General features: G+C 61.7%; 13 protein-coding genes and 1 pseudogene. 9 read left to right on the top strand and 5 right to left on the bottom strand.

Annotated features, from left to right (window positions below):
* Positions 1-188: 188 nt before the first annotated feature.
* Positions 189-572 (bottom strand): hypothetical protein, encoded by a 384-nt coding sequence (locus tag JMY24_RS12415; RefSeq protein ID WP_201702135.1) that lies wholly within the window; start codon positions 570-572, stop codon positions 189-191.
* A 377-nt stretch (positions 573-949) separates the two neighbouring features.
* Here JMY24_RS12415 and JMY24_RS12410 point away from each other — a divergent pair, with 377 nt between their 5' ends.
* Both JMY24_RS12410 and JMY24_RS12405 read left to right on the top strand, forming a co-directional pair.
* Positions 950-1,876, top strand: a complete 927-nt coding sequence (locus JMY24_RS12410) for an ABC transporter ATP-binding protein (RefSeq protein ID WP_201702173.1) — start codon at positions 950-952, stop codon at positions 1,874-1,876.
* Entirely contained in the window at positions 1,873-2,634 is a 762-nt protein-coding gene (locus JMY24_RS12405; RefSeq protein WP_128597658.1) for an ABC transporter permease, read from the top strand. The genes JMY24_RS12410 and JMY24_RS12405 overlap by 4 nt, the downstream gene beginning before the upstream one ends.
* An 80-nt stretch (positions 2,635-2,714) precedes the next feature.
* Here the strand turns inward: JMY24_RS12405 and JMY24_RS12400 are convergent, their stop codons facing one another.
* Positions 2,715-3,713, bottom strand: a complete 999-nt coding sequence (locus JMY24_RS12400; protein ID WP_128597657.1) for a helix-turn-helix transcriptional regulator — start codon at positions 3,711-3,713, stop codon at positions 2,715-2,717.
* Between the two features lie 175 nt (positions 3,714-3,888).
* On the opposite strand from JMY24_RS12400, the gene JMY24_RS12395 reads away from it, so the two are divergent.
* From JMY24_RS12395 to JMY24_RS12385, 3 genes and pseudogenes are all read left to right on the top strand, one after another.
* Entirely contained in the window at positions 3,889-4,812 is a 924-nt protein-coding gene (locus JMY24_RS12395; RefSeq protein ID WP_193425350.1) for a helix-turn-helix domain-containing protein, read from the top strand.
* 496 nt (positions 4,813-5,308) lie between these two features.
* Positions 5,309-5,734 carry a DUF3830 family protein gene (locus JMY24_RS12390; RefSeq protein ID WP_128597655.1) on the top strand — a complete coding sequence of 142 codons (426 nt, stop codon included), beginning with the start codon at positions 5,309-5,311 and terminating at the stop codon, positions 5,732-5,734.
* Between the two features lie 386 nt (positions 5,735-6,120).
* Positions 6,121-8,978, top strand: a pseudogene (locus JMY24_RS12385) (YadA-like family protein).
* 72 nt (positions 8,979-9,050) lie between these two features.
* Here JMY24_RS12385 and JMY24_RS12380 read toward each other — a convergent pair.
* The 3 genes from JMY24_RS12380 to shiA form a co-directional block, all read right to left on the bottom strand.
* A complete protein-coding gene (locus JMY24_RS12380; protein ID WP_020068039.1) occupies positions 9,051-9,179 on the bottom strand; it encodes an MFS transporter small subunit in 129 nt (42 codons plus the stop codon).
* Between the two features lie 10 nt (positions 9,180-9,189).
* Entirely contained in the window at positions 9,190-10,593 is a 1,404-nt protein-coding gene (locus tag JMY24_RS12375) for an L-lactate MFS transporter (protein ID WP_128597654.1), read from the bottom strand.
* A 369-nt stretch (positions 10,594-10,962) separates the two neighbouring features.
* A complete protein-coding gene (gene shiA / locus JMY24_RS12370) occupies positions 10,963-12,279 on the bottom strand; it encodes a shikimate transporter (protein WP_201702134.1) in 1,317 nt (438 codons plus the stop codon).
* A 365-nt stretch (positions 12,280-12,644) separates the two neighbouring features.
* On the opposite strand from shiA, the gene JMY24_RS12365 reads away from it, so the two are divergent.
* The 4 genes from JMY24_RS12365 to frc all read left to right on the top strand — a co-directional run bounded on the left by JMY24_RS12365 (position 12,645) and on the right by frc (position 17,109).
* Complete coding sequence (locus tag JMY24_RS12365; protein ID WP_128597653.1) at positions 12,645-12,863, top strand: hypothetical protein; 219 nt, start codon at positions 12,645-12,647, stop codon at positions 12,861-12,863.
* Positions 12,841-13,560 carry a GntR family transcriptional regulator gene (locus JMY24_RS12360; protein ID WP_128597652.1) on the top strand — a complete coding sequence of 240 codons (720 nt, stop codon included), beginning with the start codon at positions 12,841-12,843 and terminating at the stop codon, positions 13,558-13,560. Before JMY24_RS12365 ends, JMY24_RS12360 begins: the two co-directional genes overlap by 23 nt.
* Before the next feature lie 513 nt (positions 13,561-14,073).
* Positions 14,074-15,837 (top strand): thiamine pyrophosphate-binding protein, encoded by a 1,764-nt coding sequence (locus tag JMY24_RS12355; RefSeq protein WP_128597651.1) that lies wholly within the window; start codon positions 14,074-14,076, stop codon positions 15,835-15,837.
* A 24-nt stretch (positions 15,838-15,861) separates the two neighbouring features.
* Positions 15,862-17,109, top strand: a complete 1,248-nt coding sequence (frc, locus tag JMY24_RS12350) for a formyl-CoA transferase (protein ID WP_020068045.1) — start codon at positions 15,862-15,864, stop codon at positions 17,107-17,109.
* Positions 17,110-17,174: the final 65 nt, after the last annotated feature.

The raw sequence follows: 17,174 nt of genomic DNA, 5'->3' as shown, positions 1-17,174 counted from the left end.
TGCTGCGATTCTGCTTCGATGCAACGCGCGACTTCTTTACATTGGAGTCGTTGCAAAATCCACCATCCGGTTTCCTGCGTCGTAACGCGGCTCGAAAACAGAAGGACGGCGATGCCGCGCAGCGGCACCGCCGTCCCTTTTCAGCGCCGCTTTTGCAGCGTCAAAACCCGCTTGAATACCGACCTTCGTTACTGGCCGTTCTTCATCGTGCCGCCCGTACCGTTTGTACTGTTTGTACCGCCCGTACCGTTGCTCATGCCGTTACTCGACCGATTGGTGGTAGCGCTATTCGGCGACGCGCCGGTACCCGTGCCCATGCCGCCGCCCGTGCCGGTCACGCCCGGCGAGCCATAGCCCGAGTCGCCCGGGTGCTTCATCGTTCCGGTACCCACGCCCGGGGTTGCGGTTCCGCCTGCGCCGCCCGTGGTGCCGCCGCCGGCGCCCACGCCGTTACCGCCCGAACCGCCCGCGCCTGCACCCGCACCAGCGCCGCCGCCCGCTTGCGCAACGGCTGCGCCCGAGAGTGCCATCACAAGCGCCGAAGCAAAAATCGTCTTGGTAAAGCGTTTCATGGTTCATCTCCATAGAGTCGATTGATGTCACGCGAGCGCGTCGCACCCACATGCCAAGACTGCCGCAAGCACTGTGCCTTGGTTGCCGGCGCTGAACGCACAGGCGCAGCAGCACGGCGATCAGTCGAGCATGGCGCGTTCCTGGGACGGCGCGCGTCGCCATTGCGCCAGCCAATATCGCTACGGAAACCGAACTTTCTTGCAGTGCAGCGAAGGCGTCGGCGATGAGCATTGCAGCACGCACCGTCGCTCCCGGTTCGCTGCGGCTCCCATCCTGTCCGCTGCACGCTTTCGCAGATTCCATTACATTGCGGGTGCGGTCGCGCTTGCGCGTCATTTCATCCACTTTCACAGCGGTGTCTGCCATCGTCGAATCCATGCAGCCAATCGTCTCAGTCACGAATCTGTCGAAAACCTATGCCAGCGGTTTTCAGGCGCTAAAAAACATCAATCTGGCGATCAACCGGGGAGAAATCTTCGCCCTTCTGGGGCCGAACGGGGCGGGCAAGACCACGCTCATCAGCATCGTCTGCGGCATTGTCAACGCGAGCGAAGGCAGCGTGACGGTCGACGGCCGCGATATCGCCGCCGACTATCGCGGCGCGCGCTCGCTAATCGGCCTCGTGCCACAGGAGCTCACCACCGATTCGTTCGAAACCGTATGGGCGACTGTGTCGTTCAGCCGTGGCCTGTTCGGCAAGCCGAAGAACCCCGCGTATGTCGAAAAGGTATTGCGCGACCTGTCGCTGTGGGAAAAGCGCGATAGCAAGATCATCACGCTGTCGGGCGGCATGAAGCGCCGCGTGCTGATCGCGAAGGCGCTGTCGCACGAACCGCGCGTGCTGTTCCTCGACGAACCCACGGCGGGCGTCGACGTCGAATTGCGCCGCGACATGTGGAAGCTCGTGCGCTCGCTCGCGGCAAGCGGCGTGACGATCATCCTCACTACGCATTACATCGACGAAGCTGAGGAAATGGCTGACCGCATCGGCGTGATCAACGGCGGCGAAATCATGCTCGTCGAAGAGAAAACGGAGTTGATGCGCAAGCTCGGCAAAAAGCAGTTGACGCTGCAGCTGGAAAGTCCGCTCGCCGCGTTGCCGGCGGCGCTCGCAGGCTACGGACTCGATGTCGCGAAGGGCGGCAACGAGTTGGTCTACACGTATGAAGGCGACGGCGGCCGCACCGACATCATTGCGCTGCTCAAGGCGCTCGACGACGCCAGCATCCGTTTCAGGGACCTGCACACTACGCAGAGTTCGCTTGAAGACATCTTCGTGAGTCTGCTTCGAGGTAACCAATGAATATCTACGCCATTCGCGCTATCTACAAGTTCGAGATGGCGCGCACCTGGCGCACGCTGATGCAAAGCATCATCGCGCCAGTGATCTCCACATCGCTCTACTTTGTCGTGTTCGGCGCGGCCATCGGCTCGCGTATCAAGGAAGTGGACGGCATCAGCTACGGCGCGTTCATCGTGCCGGGACTGATCATGTTGTCGTTGCTGTCGCAGAGCATTTCGAACGCGTCGTTCGGCATTTACTTTCCGCGTTTCACCGGCACGATCTACGAGTTGTTGTCGGCGCCGGTTTCGTATCTGGAAATCGTCGTGAGTTACGTGGGTGCGGCGGCCACCAAGTCTATTCTGCTCGGGCTCATCATTCTCGCGACGGCGGGCCTGTTCGTGCCGCTGCAAGTGCAGCATCCATTCTGGATGATCCTGTTCCTCGTGCTGACGGCGGTTACCTTCAGCCTGCTCGGGTTCATTATCGGCATATGGGCGGATAGTTTCGAGAAGCTGCAACTGGTGCCGCTGCTGATCATTACGCCGCTCACGTTTCTCGGCGGGAGCTTCTATGCGGTGAACATGCTGCCGCCGTTCTGGAAAGTCGTGACGCTGTTCAATCCGATCGTCTACCTTGTGAGCGGATTCCGTTGGAGCTTCTATGGACTCGCGGATGTCAACGTCGAGGTGAGTCTAGGTATGACGGCTCTCTTTCTGGCCGTGTTTCTCGCGATCGTCGCGTGGATCTTCAAGACGGGTTATCGGCTCAAGAGCTGATTGCTTCTGCTGATAAGAGAACGGCATGACGGCGCTCGCCGTCATGCCGTTCGCATGGATTACTGCGACACCGACCCGGTCTACGACACGTAGGCTTTCGCAACGTTGATCAGCTGCACGCGGTTGCGCACGTTGAACAATTGCCGCAGACGCCGCAAGTGATAGTCGACGTTATGCGGCGACAGCCCGAGGAAATACGCAATTTCCTTGTCGCGCTGCCCTTGAACCACGGCCTTCAGCACCGCGTGCTGCAACTCGCTCAACGTGACGCGCTGCTGCTGCGCGGGCGTCATGCCGATCACGCTTTTCGCGTGCGTCCAGATGAATTCATGAATCGTGTGCGCGAACATCAGCGTTTCCGCGACGATCGATTCGGTCATCCAGCGTGGATTGCCGATCTCCGAGTTAAAGCACAGGCTCGCGCTCAGTTCCGGCTCGGGCAGCGGCATCTGCGTGAGAATGCCGCTCTTCCGGCCGGTCTCCTCCAGCATGTCGATCAGGCCGCCGAGCCGCTCGCTGCGCATTTGCGCGCGCGGCAGATCGGCGCGCATGTCGACCGTGTTCCAGAGGAACGGCATGCCGGTCGGCGAGGCCAGCGCCACGCGCGGATCGAGCTCGAAATAACGCTCTCGGAAATAGCGCGTCAGCCAGCTTTGCGACTCGTAGCTCGTCAGCACGAACATTGTCTTGCGATGTGCCGACGTGCGCGTGGCCGTATAGCTGAACGAGTTGAAGCCCAACTGCCTGATGCGTTGCCGCACGAATTCGATGCGGTCCTGCGCACTGCCAAAACGCACCAGCGGACTGATGACGGGCGCGCGCCGTGCGGCGGGCGCGGGCGTGCCGATCTCCTCCTCGGTGAAGAGCGTGAGGAAACCAGCGGGCGCCGCGCCTGTTGCCGCGCGGCTCGATACCATCGATGCTTCAGCCGCGTGGGCTGACTTGGCGGGCTGCCGCGTGCCGGCCGGGTAGGCCGGTTGTGCGGTGACCGCCGGGTTGTATGCTGCCGATGCATGGCCGGATTCGCCCTGCGGCGAACCGGTCAGCCAATGCGGCAGCGTATCGCATTCGTGTTCCATGAAACGGTAGCTCCGGCGTTCGAAACGCGTGAAAGACGACACCCTAATGATTAGCTATTTCCAAAAATTGCGGTAGCCGGTTCCTTGCTATCATTTTTGCGATCTTGCGCTGACAGCCGACCGGCAACGCGGGTGTGACTGGGTTCTCTCATATGCATACGGCACCTCCTTGGGAATGGACGTGATGACACGAATTCCAAAGCTGACAACGACGCTTGCCTACGACCGCTATATGGCGGGCCAAAAACTGGTGTCGAGCGTGGATCGCCCGTGGCGGCACCTGGTGTTGCGCTCCTATCTCGAACCGGACGAGCAGGAACTGCTGGAAGCACCCGGTCTGCAAGACCTCACGCTGATGACACTCGCGAGCGGCGCCGAGCATCTCGAACGCAATCTGAACGGGCGCTGGGAAAGCTCCGACCTTCGGGTGGGCGACGTCTGGTACGTGCCGCCCGCGCCGGTCTCCTGGCGGTGGCGTTCGATCAGCGACGAGCCGCTGTCGACCGTCCATTTACATATTGAGCGCAGCCTGATCGACAGCGTAGCCGATCAGATGGAACTCGACGGATCACGCCGCGAACTGTCGCTCAGCGACGCAATGCGGTTCCACGACCCGCTGGTCGCCGCCATGCTGACTGCATTGCATCGAGCCGCCAGCGATCCGGCCGACTCGCGCCTGTATGTCGATGCGCTGGTCCACGCGCTTGCCGCGCATCTTCTTCAACATTATTCGGGCGGCCGGCAAGCAGGGACGGCGCGGCTCGCGCAACCCGAACGGCTGGTACCGCGCCGCATCCGGCGCGTGACCGACTACATACGCGCGAACCTTGGCGCGGATCTGGCAATTGACGATCTCGCCGCGCAGGCCGGTTTGAGCAGCTTCCATTTTGCTCGCGTGTTTCGCCGTGAAACTGGCGAAACGCCGCATCAGTACGTGACGCGCTTGCGGCTCGAGCAAGCGGCGAGGCTGCTGCGTTCAACCGATCAGACGGTGCTGCAGATTGCAATTGCGGTTGGTTACGAGAATGCCAGTCATTTCTCCGTGCAGTTCAAGCGCGATTACGGCGTGACACCGCTTGGCTACCGGCTGCGCGGCTGACAGGCGCACGCGCGTCGGCAACGGCGGGCAAGTGGGCAGTTTAGCCGCAGGCGGGTTCCGGCAACGGCCGGTGAGAAACGGTGACCACTGCGTTCGCAGTTGCGAGCGGTGCCCTTCGAAGCCTGGCGGCGCTGCGCCTTTCGTTCGCGCTCTGGATTCGCGGCCGGTTGACTGCGCCATGCAAGGAAAGACGTAGCCGGAATGCCGTCTGTAGGAATCACGCACCTTTCGAAGTGTGCTGTGCATTGCGCGGCTTGCAAACTACGAACATTCGTGGCGCAACGGAGGGCGAAGCTGGCATGGGGGTGCCGCCTTCACTTGCGCAAGCTGCGATTGGCGTCGCACGTGGCGGGTCGAACTGGCCTGACAGGCGGGTTGCGAACTGTATCTGTCTAAGCCTTGCACGGGACGACAGAATGACCGGCCCACGGCTTGGCCCAAACCGCATCCGACCGACCATCCTCATCCTCACTCACGACATACCGGATACCCAGCGATGACCCGACTTCGAATCACCTCCTGCGGCCACGTCTTTATCGCCGAAACGAACCCCGACGCGCCGCAAACCGTGGCCGCCTTCCTGAAGCTGCTGCCGTACCGCCAGAAGATCATCCATGTGCGCTGGAGTGGCGAAGGCTGCTGGGTGCCGCTCGGCGAGTTCAAGCTGGAGAACGACGGCGCGGCGGTCGGTTTCGAGAATCACACGAGCCATCCGTCGGTCGGCGACATTCTGTTTTATCCGGGCGGCTACAGCGAAACGGAACTCCTCATCGCCTATGGCTCGTGCTGCTTCGCGAGCAAGATGGGGCAGCTTGCGGGCAACCATTTCTTGACCATCGTCGAAGGCAAGGAGAAGTTGCGCGAAGTAGGCGTCAAGGTGCTGTGGGAAGGCGCGCAAGACATACTGTTCGAAAAGATCTGAGGGCGCTCACCATTCGGCACCACGCCGCGACGTTCGCAGCGTCACGGTTTTCGACTTACGAGCCAGCACTGACTGGCTCGCATTTCTTCTATGCCGGTTCTCGGCCACTCTCAGCATTCGACTTAAAGCCGCTTAATCATCCACATTCCGGATTAAGACATTTGGTAGTTTTAGTCTGAATCGCATTATGCCTTTTAGCTAATTCACGGTAAAAATTAGCTTTTAGGATTAATCGTATTCGCGAACTGCGGAAGCGGTTGCACACTCGGCGTTTGAGCCTTGTTTGCCGGATTGGCCCGGTGCGTCCTAAGTCCGTCGATTGGAAATAATACTTAGGATGACATAAGAAAATATTGGCAAAAGTTAATCGATTCCGAGTGGGAGGAATGTTGAACAAAACCTATAAAACCGTATGGAACGAAGCAAGACGCGTCTACGTGGCGGCGTCCGAAGCAGCCAAAAGCGCGGGCGCGAAATGCGCTTCAGTGTGCCGGGCCGTGGCTGCTGCGAGCGCTGGCCTGCTCGGCGCGCTGGTGTTTGCGCAGCCGGCCGGCGCACAGGTGTGCCCGCCGGCCGGCTGCGCAAATGTCGCCGACGCGTTGTTCTACGATAGCGGAGCGCACGACATAGCAACGCTCGGCAACTCCGGCACTCCCGTCAAGCTGACCAACCTGGCGCAAGCTGCACTGACCGCGGACAGTTCCGACGCGGTAACAGGCGCGCAACTCCACGCGACGAACGACGCGGTCTCGCAGAATTCGGCAAGCCTTTCCAGCCTCGTCAACAACCTCGACAATGGTCAGGTGGGGTTGGTTCGGCAGGACCTCGGTACGACCAATCTCACCGTTGGCGCAGGCACTGATGGCCGTTCCGTGGACTTCACCGGACTCGGCGGGCCGCGCGAGCTTCTCGGTGTTGCGGCGGGCACGGGAGCGCAGTCGGCGGTCAATCTGACGCAACTCAAGCAGGTCGTGTCGACACTGGGCGGCGGCGCCTCGGTCAGTGCGAGCGGCTCGACCGTCGGCCCGAGGTACTACGTGCAGTCGGGGACGCAAACCACCGTGGGCAACGCGCTCACTTCGTTGGACACGGGCATTACGTCGCTGCAGTCGCAAATCGTGTCGGGCAGCATCGGCCTCGTCAAACAGGATCTCGGTACGCGCGACATTCTGGTTGCGCCGTCGTCTACCGGTATTCGGGTCAACGTAGCCGGCTTGAACGGCAACCGCACGGTTACCGGCTTGTCGCGCGGCACGATCGGCGCATCCAGCACCGACGCCGTGAACGGCGCGCAACTGTACGGCAGCGCGGCGAGCGTGGCCGCGGCGCTGGGCGGCGGGTCGGCTGTGAATGTGGATGGCACGGCAAAGGCACCGGTCTACAACATCGGCGGAGTTACATACGGCGACGTCGGATCGGCGCTTGCAGCAGCCGTCACCACGAGCGTTGCAACCAGTACCGCGACGAGTGCGGCTACGGGCGCGAGTGCGATTGCGGCGGCCACGGCCAATTCGGTGCAATACGACTCTTCCGTGCACGACAGCATGACGCTTGGCAACGCTGGCGCGCCGGTTCGCGTGACCAACGTAAGCGCTGCGAATCTCACGAGTGACAGCGTGGACGCAGTGAACGGCGGGCAACTGTTCGCGACCAATCGGGCGATAGCGTTGAACAGCGATAACATCGCGACCCTCGACGAGCGCGTCGGCGCCAACACGACGAACATCGCCAACCTCGATCAGCGCGTGAGCGTGAACACAACGAAGATCGCCGGGCTCGACACACGCACCACCACTCTCGAGGGCAACCTCACGAACGTTGCGAACCAGATCACGAACGGCGAGATCGGGGTTGTCCAGCAAGACCTGGCTTCGCGCATCATCAGCGTTGGGCAGAATACGAACGGCGCACGCGTCGATTTTGCGGGCACCGGCGGCGCGCGCCAATTGACCGGCGTCGCGGCGGGCCGCACGGACACGTCGGCGATCAATTTCGCGCAGTTCAGTCCGGTTGTGGCCGGACTCGGCGGCGGCGCCCAGATCGGTATCGACGGCTCGGTGACCGCTCCGTCGTATCACGTGCAAGGCAGCACGCAGAGCAATGTCGGCGATGCGCTCGGCTCGCTCGACAACGGGTTGACCACCTTGCAGCAGAAAGTCGAGAAGGGCGGCATTGGCCTCGTGACGCAAGATCCGGCCTCGCGCGTCATCCAGATTGGCGCGTCCACGGACGGCCGGGCGATCAGCGTGGCGGGCACGCTGGGCAACCGTGTGGTCACGGGCGTCGGGCGCGGCTGCTGAACGCGGCGAGCACCGACGCGGTCAACGGTTCACAACTCTTCGCGCAGGCAGCGAGCACGGCCACGGCGCTAGGCGGCGGCTCGACGGTGAATGCCGACGCCTCGGTTAGCGCGCCGTCATACAGGGTGGGCGGCCAGATAGTGAACACCGTCGGCGGCGCGCTCAGCAATCTCGATGGCCGCGTCACGCAGAACAGCGGCGATATCGCCGGCTTGCAAAGCGCGGTCGGCCGCATCGGCGGAACGGTTGCGAACGCGCTTCAGTACGACAGTTCGGCGCATGACAAGGTGACGCTCGGCGGCACATCGGCTAATGCGCCGACAGTGCAGTTGACCAACCTGAAGAACGGCGAAGTCTCGGCAACCAGCAGCGACGCGGTCACCGGCGCGCAGCTGTGGCAAACCAACCAGCAGATCAGCAGCATCGACAAGACCGTCAAGAACTATACGGCCAATGGCAATGCCTACATGGCCGTCAACAGTTCGGCAGAAGCTCCGCAGGCGACCGGCAATGGTTCGCTGGCCTTAGGCGGCGGCGCGAAAGCGTCGGCCGCGAACACGGTTGCGCTTGGCGAAGGGTCGGTCGCGGATCAGCCGGATACGGTCTCCGTGGGCTCGTCGGGCAACGAACGCCGTATCACCAACCTCGCGCCCGGGCAGGCGGCGGGCGACGCCGTCAACATGCAGCAGTTCAACAGCGGCATGGGCGATCTCGCGCGGCGCGCCTATGCGGGAACGGCGTCGGCGATGGCGATGAACATGGTTCCCGACGTGGATGCGACGAAGAACCTCGCAATCGGCGTGGGCACGGCGGGCTACATGGGTTATCAGGCGGTGGCGGTGGGCCTGTCGGCGCGCGTCGCGCAAAACTTCAAGGTGAAGTTGAGCGCGGGCATCAGTTCGGTGACGACCTCGGTGGGCGCCGGCGCAGCGTATCAGTGGTAGGAGGAGAAGCCAGCCGGCGAGACGTGCCGGTGGCGGGCACCCCACCGCGGGAACGGCGGGGTGCGGGTGCGCTTACTGGAAGAGCTTCATCGCTTGCGCGAGCGTGTTGTACACGCCCCACGCGAGAGGAACCATCACATACAGCCAGAAAACGGCGAGCTTGACCTTGTTGGTCGGGTGTACGGGTTGAACGGTCGACATGCGAGTCTCCTTATGCGCCCTTGGCGACTTGTGCGTCGGTCATGTGATGCTTGTCGTCCACACGCTTGACCAACAGATTGCAGATGAAGCCGATCACCAGCAGCACGGCCATGATGTGAACCGTCATCGTGTAGGCGTCGGCTTTTGCCACGCCGTGCGCGACTTCATAGGCGCGGATGTAGTTGACCAGCACCGGGCCCGCAACGCCAGCCGCGGCCCACGCTGTCAGCAAACGTCCATGAATGCCGCCGACGAATGCCGTGCCGAACATGTCGGCGAGATAGGCGGGCACCGTCGCAAAGCCGCCGCCGTACATCGTGAGGATGATGCAGTAGGACAGCACGAAGAGCGCCATGTGACCGGACGCGGCGAAACTCGGTACCAGGAAGTACAGCACCGCGCCGAGCACGAAAAAGATGAAGTAGGTGTTCTTGCGGCCGATCCAGTCCGAAGCCGATGCCCACACGAAGCGGCCACCCATGTTGAACAGCGACAGCAGGCCGACGAAGCCGGCTGCGGCGGCCGCCGTCACGGTGCCCTTGAAGCTTTCCTGGATCATCACCGAAGCCTGGCCGAGAATGCCGATGCCTGCGGTCACGTTCAGGAACAGCACGAGCCAGATCAGATAGAACTGCGGCGTCTTCAGGGCTTCGTCGATGTGCACGTGGTTACGCGTGATCATCTTCTGCTGCGAGGTTTGCGGCGGGGTCCAGCCTGCCGGTTTCCAGTCCGCCGGCGGAACGCGAATGGCCAAAGCGCCGATCGACATGGAGATGAAGTACACAATGCCGAGCACGATAAACGTTTCAGCTACGCCGATGCTCGTGGCGCTGCGGAAATGATTCATCAGCGCGACCGACAACGGCGCCGCGATCATAGCGCCGCCGCCGAAGCCCATGATCGCCATGCCGGTCGCCATGCCGCGGCGGTCCGGAAACCAGCGGATCAGCGTCGACACCGGCGAAACGTAGCCCAAGCCGAGCCCGATCCCGCCGATCACGCCGTAGCCGAGATACAGCAGCGCGATGTGGTGCATGTACACGCCCAGCGCGGAAATCAGGAAGCCGCCGCCGAAGCAGCAGGCGGCGGTGAACATCGTGCGGCGCGGGCCGACGTGTTCGAGCCACTTGCCGGCGAAGGCTGCCGACAGACCGAGGAATACGATCGCCAGCGAGAAAATCCAGCCGAGAGAGGTCAGCGACCAGTCATCCGGAGCGGATTGCGTGATGCCGATAACCTTGGTCAGCGGGCCGTTGAACACGGAAAACGCATACGCCTGGCCGATACAGAGATGAACGGCGAGTGCCGCGGGTGGAACCATCCAGCGCGAAAAACCAGGTTTTGCGATGGTGGCTTCTTTTGAAAAGAATGGCGCGGAGCCTGAATTAGGCTGCGGCTCGGTGATGCTACTCATGGTCGGTCTCCCGGAAAGCGAAGTCTTTGTTATCGGCGCATCAGACCGAATGCTTTAGTGTTTGCGGCGTAATAATTGCTTCTCGATGCCGGTTCATATATGCGGCTGAGCTTCATATGAACGTGCGCAAATTCCGCTGGAAATTTGCTTCGTCGAACGATAGGGCGGTAGGCTCGGGTTGGCAATATGAGATAGAAATGCATAAGGCATTGCCCGAGGAAATGCGACGACAATCGGCCATATCCCGGCAGCGATAACGCCATTCGAGGTGCGACCTACCAGCGCAAGCCGTAAAGCAAGGGGGCATAAAGTAAAAAAGCCGGCGGTGGCAATAACGCCACGCCGGCTTTTTCAACCACGATCAATCATTCAGACGGTGCGTCCGGTCTTCATTTTCGCGGCGACCAGCACTGAGATCAGGCAGCCGATCGCCAGATAACCCGCCACAGGGTGCCACGAACCGCCGGCAAAACTGACCAGCGCGACCGCGATGAACGGCGTGAAGCCGCCGCCAACCACACTTGCCACCTGGTAGCCGACACCCGCGCCGCTATAGCGGTATTCGGTGCCGAAGAGTTCGGTGAACATCGGCTGCTGAACGCTTACCACCATGTCGTGGGCGATGTTCGCGAGCATCACGGCGAACACGACGATCCACACGGTCGAGCGTGCTTCGAGAGCGAGAAAAAACGGCACCGCGCTGAACATGCCGACGAGCGCGCCGACGATATACACGCGGCGGCGGCCGAAACGGTCGGCGAGCATTGCAAAGAGTGGAATGGTCACGCAGCTCACCGCGCCGACCAGCAGGCCGATTGTGAGAAAGAATTCGCGCGGCATGTGAAGATTCGCCGTCGAGTAGTTGAGCGCGAACGCGGTCACGATATACATCGTGAACAGCTCGGCAAGACGCAGCGCAATGATCAGGAGGAACGCCTTCGGATGACGCAGCAGCGCTTCAACGATCGGCAGCCGCACACTGCGCTCGCCGCGCGCGCCGACTTTTTCGACGAACTCTTGCGACTCTTCCATGCTCGAGCGAATCCACATCGCGATCAGCACCAGCACCACGCTGAAGAGAAACGGCAGGCGCCAGCCCCAGCTCATGAACGATGCGTTATCCATCGAACGGCTGATCAGCGCGACGAGGCCCGTCGCCAGCACGAGGCCCACGCCGTAGCCGACCTGAACGCCGCTGCTGTAAAAAGCCTTTTTCTTGTCCGGCGCGCTTTCGACGGCCATCAACGCCGCGCCGCCCCATTCGCCGCCGACCGCGAAGCCCTGGATCGCGCGTAGCGTAACGAGCAGCACCGGCGCAAGCCAGCCGATCGTCGAGAACGATGGCAGCAGGCCAATTGCGGCGGTGGAAAGGCCCATCATCATCACGGTGAGCACCAGCATGCGCTTGCGGCCGAGCCTATCGCCGAAATGGCCGAACACGAAGCCGCCGAGCGGGCGGAACAGAAAGCCGACGCCGAATGTGGCGAAGGCGGCCAGCGTGCCCATCGCCGGGCTTACTTTCGGAAAGAACTCCGCGTTGAAGACCAGTGCCGCAACAATCCCGTACAGCAGAAAGTCGTACCAGTCGACGACGGCGCCGACAAAGCTGCCCAGCGCCGCTTTGCGTGCCCGGCTGCGCGCCGTGCGATTGTCGGCCGCTGCGGCCGGCGAGATGGTGGTGCTCATGACGGTCTCCCTGGATTCTCGAAACGACTGCGTGACCGGCGCGGCGCCCTGGCGGCTTACGCTGGCGCGGCTGGTCGGTTGCAGGATGTGCGGAAGATTAATGACGAGGCGGGCGCCGCACAATCCGCAGTTCGGGAGAATTGCGCGATCATCGGACGCTGCTGCGCGCATAGCGCGCGTTTTCCGCGTATACACGGAGCGTCGCGAGTTTAATCGAAGGGGCAGGCGGGACGGAGCGGTGCGTGCTACCGTACGAGATGATGTGAAAACAACAGTCACTGATATACTACATACCGAATATTGATTTTTGCGGCGATGCAGCATATGATTGAGTCATTCGTTCACTCAATCGTTTGGAGCTACAAATGGAATTTGTTCCTCTCTCGCTGCTGGCTGCCGCTGTTGTTGGCTTAGGCTGTTCCGCCACCGTTCTGCTGGCCCGCTGGATTCCGCAGCCGGTCGCGCAACTCGCAGCGCAACATGGCCGCTTCATCGGCCTTGATGAGCAACGCGTGGAAGCGGCGGTGCCTTATCGTATGCATGTTCAACAAGAGGCGATGAATGTCGTCGGAACTTCAAACTGAAGCAGTGGCAACACCTTTGACATTGTCGTTGCAGCCTATCGGCGCAAGCGCGAGCTTGCGCGATCAGGCTTACGCAATGTTGCGTCAGGCTATTGCCGACGCGGACATCTACCAGACGCGTGATGAAATCCGTCTGGACGAGCGTGTGCTGAGCGAAACGCTCGGAGTAAGCCGTACGCCGGTGCGCGAGGCGATGACGCTGCTCGAGCAGGAGGGCTTTCTGCGTATGGTCCCTCGCCGCGGTATTTACATCGTGCGCAAGAGCAAGCGCGAGATCGTCGAAATGATCCACATGTGGGCCGCGCTTGAAAGCATGGCGGCGCGTCTCGCGACGCAGCGCGCCACGGACGGGGAAATCGCCCGCCTGCGGCACATGTTCGACAATTTCCGCGACGGCACGCCGGCCGAGCACATCGCCGAGTATTCCGACGCGAACATCGCGTTTCACCAGGCCATCGTCGAGTTGTCGAAGTCGCAGATCATTCTCGACACCATCAAGAATATTTTTATCCACGTGCGCGCGATCCGGCGCATGACCATTTCGCAGAGCGATCGCGCTTCGCGGTCGATCGTCGACCACTTACGCATTATCGAGGCGCTGGAAAAGCGGGACACGGAACTGGCCGAGCGTCTCACGCGCCAGCATTCGCTCGATTTGGCGGCGTTCGTGGAGAAGAATTGCGACTTTCTCGACTAATGACTGAGTAAGCCGAGGCCGCTGCCAGCGGCCACAAGATCCGGCCGGCAAGAAGCCCGCGGTGTTCGCACACCGCGGGCTTTTTCATTGCCGCTCGGCTCGTAGGGAAACACCGCGCTTGACGTCTCGTGAAATGTGGTATGTGATATATCAACAGTGAGCGCATGTGAAATCTGCTCAGTGTTTTCCCTTGAAGGGGTGGCTGGACAAACCGTGTAAAGCGGCGATGCCCCGTCCGGTAAGGCTCTTCGAGGGAATACAAGAGTTGGGAAAGCCGTTGGATAGCTCTTGCCTCTTCTTGATATATCACATACCGTATGTGGAGAGGCCAGCGTCAGACGCGGAGGCGAGTCCCGAAGCGGGGCGTCAGTCAATAACCGTTATAGAACCACCAAGCAGCAGTCTTTCATGGGACCGGAGTAAGCGCCCAAGCGCGGACCTCCATCGATGCCAAAGCATGGGACCGGACTGAGCGCTAGAGCGCCGGCTCCGGTCGACACACAGGAGACGACCATGTCTGCAGTTGTTTCATCCCTGAACCCAACCACAGCCAACACCACCGCCGAAGACACGCTCAAGCAGAAGACGCGCAATGCGGGCGTCGTCTCGGGCGGCCATCTGGTCGCGAAGGCGCTGAAAAACGAAGGCGTCGATACGATCTTCACGCTGTGCGGCGGCCACATCATCGACATTTACGACGGTTGTGTGGACGAAGGGATTCGCATCATCGACGTGCGCCATGAGCAGGTCGCGGCGCACGCGGCAGACGGCTATGCGCGGCAGACCGGCAAGCTCGGCTGCGTGGTCACGACAGCCGGTCCCGGCTGCACGAACGCGGTGACGGGCATTGCGACCGCGTTCCGCTCCGAGAGCCCGGTCCTGCATATCGGTGGACAGGGGGCGCTGACGCAACACAAGATGGGTTCGCTGCAAGACCTGCCGCACGTCGACATCATGGCGCCTATCACGAAGTTCGCCGCCAGCGTGTCGAGCACTGAGCGGGTCGCCGACATGATCTCGATGGCCGCGCGCGAGTGTTTCAACGGCGCGCCCGGTCCGGCTTACCTGGAAATTCCGCGCGACGTGCTCGACCGCGAAGTCGACCTCACGCGCGCGGTCGTGCCGCAGCCGGGTAACTATCGTGCGTCGACCAAATCGATTGGCGACCCGCGCGATATCGAGAAACTCGCGGACATTCTCGTCAATTCCGAGCGCCCCGCGATTCTGTACGGCCAGCAGGTATGGACCGCGCGCGGTCATGAGGAAGCGATCGCGCTGCTACGCGGCCTCGACATTCCCGGCTATTTCAATGGCGCGAGCCGCGGGCTGCTGCCGCCGGGCGATCCGCATCACTTCGACCGCACGCGTTCACAGGCGTTTGCCAATGCGGACGTTCTGATCGTCGTCGGCACGCCGTTCGATTTCCGCATGGGGTATGGCAAGCGCATCAGCAAGGAGCTGACGCTTGTGCAGATCGACATGGACTACCGGACTGTCGGCAAGAACCGCGATATCGACCTCGGTCTGGTTGGCGATCCGGGTGCGATCCTCGCCGCTGTATTGCAAGCCGCAAGCGGCCGCCTGAAGGACGACAAGCGCCAGGCACGCCGCAAGTGGATGGCGCAGTTGCAGGACGCCGAAGCCACGGCGACGGAAAAACTCATGCCGCTCTTCAAGTCGAACAGCACGCCGATCCATCCGTATCGCGTGGCCTACGAACTCAATGAGTTTCTCTCCGACGACACCGTTTATATCGGCGACGGCGGCGACGTAGTGACGATCTCCGCGCAAGCCGTTCGTCCGCGCCGTCCTGGCCAATGGATGGACCCGGGCGCGCTCGGCTCGCTCGGTGTCGGTACCGGCTTCGCGCTTGCGGCCAAGATCGCGCATCCGCAGAAAGAAGTGCTGTGCTACTACGGCGACGGCTCGTTCGGCATGACCGCGTTCGACATGGAAACGGCCAACCGCTTCGGTGCACCGTACCTCGCGGTGATCGGTAATAACTCGGCGATGAATCAGATTCGCTACGGCCAGCTCGCCAAATATGGCGACGAGCGCGGCAATGTAGGCAATCTGCTGAGCGACGTACCCTTCAGCAAGTTCGCCGAAATGCTCGGCGGCCATGGCGAAGAGGTGCGCGACCCCGCCCAGATCGCAGGCGCATTGCAGCGTGCACGCGAAGCGATTCATCGCACGGGGCGCTCGGCTGTCGTCAACATCTGGGTCGACCCGCGCGAGTATGCACCGGGCACGAAGAACCAGACCATGTACAAGTAATACGGATACCTTAGGAGACACGACATGGGCAAAGCACTCGACGGCGTGCGCATTCTCGATTTCACGCATGTGCAATCGGGCCCGACATGCACGCAATTGCTGGCGTGGTTCGGCGCGGACGTGATCAAGGTGGAGCGGGCGGGAGCGGGCGACATCACGCGAGAACAACTGCGTGACATTCCGGACGTGGATAGCCTGTACTTCACGATGCTCAACCATAACAAGCGTTCGGTCACGATCGATACGAAGAACCCCGAGGGCAAGCAGGTTCTCGAAGCGCTGATCCAGAAATGCGACGTGCTGGTGGAGAACTTTGCGCCGGGCGCGCTGGATCGCATGGGTTTTACGTGGGAGCGCATTCAGGAATTGAACCCGCGCATGATCGTAGCGTCGGTGAAGGGTTTCGGCCCTGGCCCGTATGAAGACTGCAAGGTCTACGAGAACGTCGCGCAGTGCGCGGGCGGCGCGGCATCCACGACGGGCTTCGACGACGGTCCGCCTGTCGTGACCGGCGCGCAGATTGGCGACAGCGGCACGGGGTTGCATCTCGCGCTCGGCATCGTCACCGCGCTCTATCAGCGCACGCAAACCGGCCGTGGCCAGCGCGTACTTGCCGCGATGCAGGACGGCGTGCTCAATCTGTGTCGCGTGAAGTTGCGCGATCAGCAACGGCTTGAACGCACCGGTGTGATGAAAGAGTATCCGCAGTATCCGAACGGCAAGTTCGGCGAAGCGGTGCCGCGCGCAGGCAATGCGTCTGGCGGCGGTCAGCCCGGCTGGATTCTGAAGTGCAAAGGCTGGGAGACCGATCCGAACGCATACATCTACTTCATCACGCAGGCTCCGGTGTGGGCGAAGATCTGCAACGTGATCGGTAAGGAAGAGTGGGCCACCGACCCTGACTACGCGACGCCCGCCGCGCGCCTGCCGCGCCTGAAAGATATTTTCGCGGAGATCGAACGCTGGACCATGACCAAGACCAAGTTCGAGGCCATGCAGATCCTCAACAAGTACGACATTCCGTGCGGGCCGATTCTGTCGATGAAGGAGATCGCGGAAGAGCCCTCGCTGCGTCAAACCGGCACGATCGTCGAAGTCGATCATCCGACGCGCGGCAAATATCTGACAGTTGGCAATCCTATCAAGCTGTCCGACAGCCCCACCGAAGTCAAGCGCTCGCCGCTGCTTGGCGAACATACCGACGAAGTCATGGCTGAGCTGGGTTATTCACCCGAACAGATCAGCGCATTGCGTACCGCCGGCGCCATCTAGGCGCATTAGAAAAACCGTAGTGCAAGCCGCCCGCCGCTCGCCATTCAGGCGAGCGCGGTGCCGGG

The organism is Paraburkholderia kirstenboschensis (assembly GCF_904848585.1).
Lineage (GTDB): Bacteria > Pseudomonadota > Gammaproteobacteria > Burkholderiales > Burkholderiaceae > Paraburkholderia > Paraburkholderia kirstenboschensis.
This window is presented reverse-complemented; position numbering and strand designations above follow the sequence as displayed.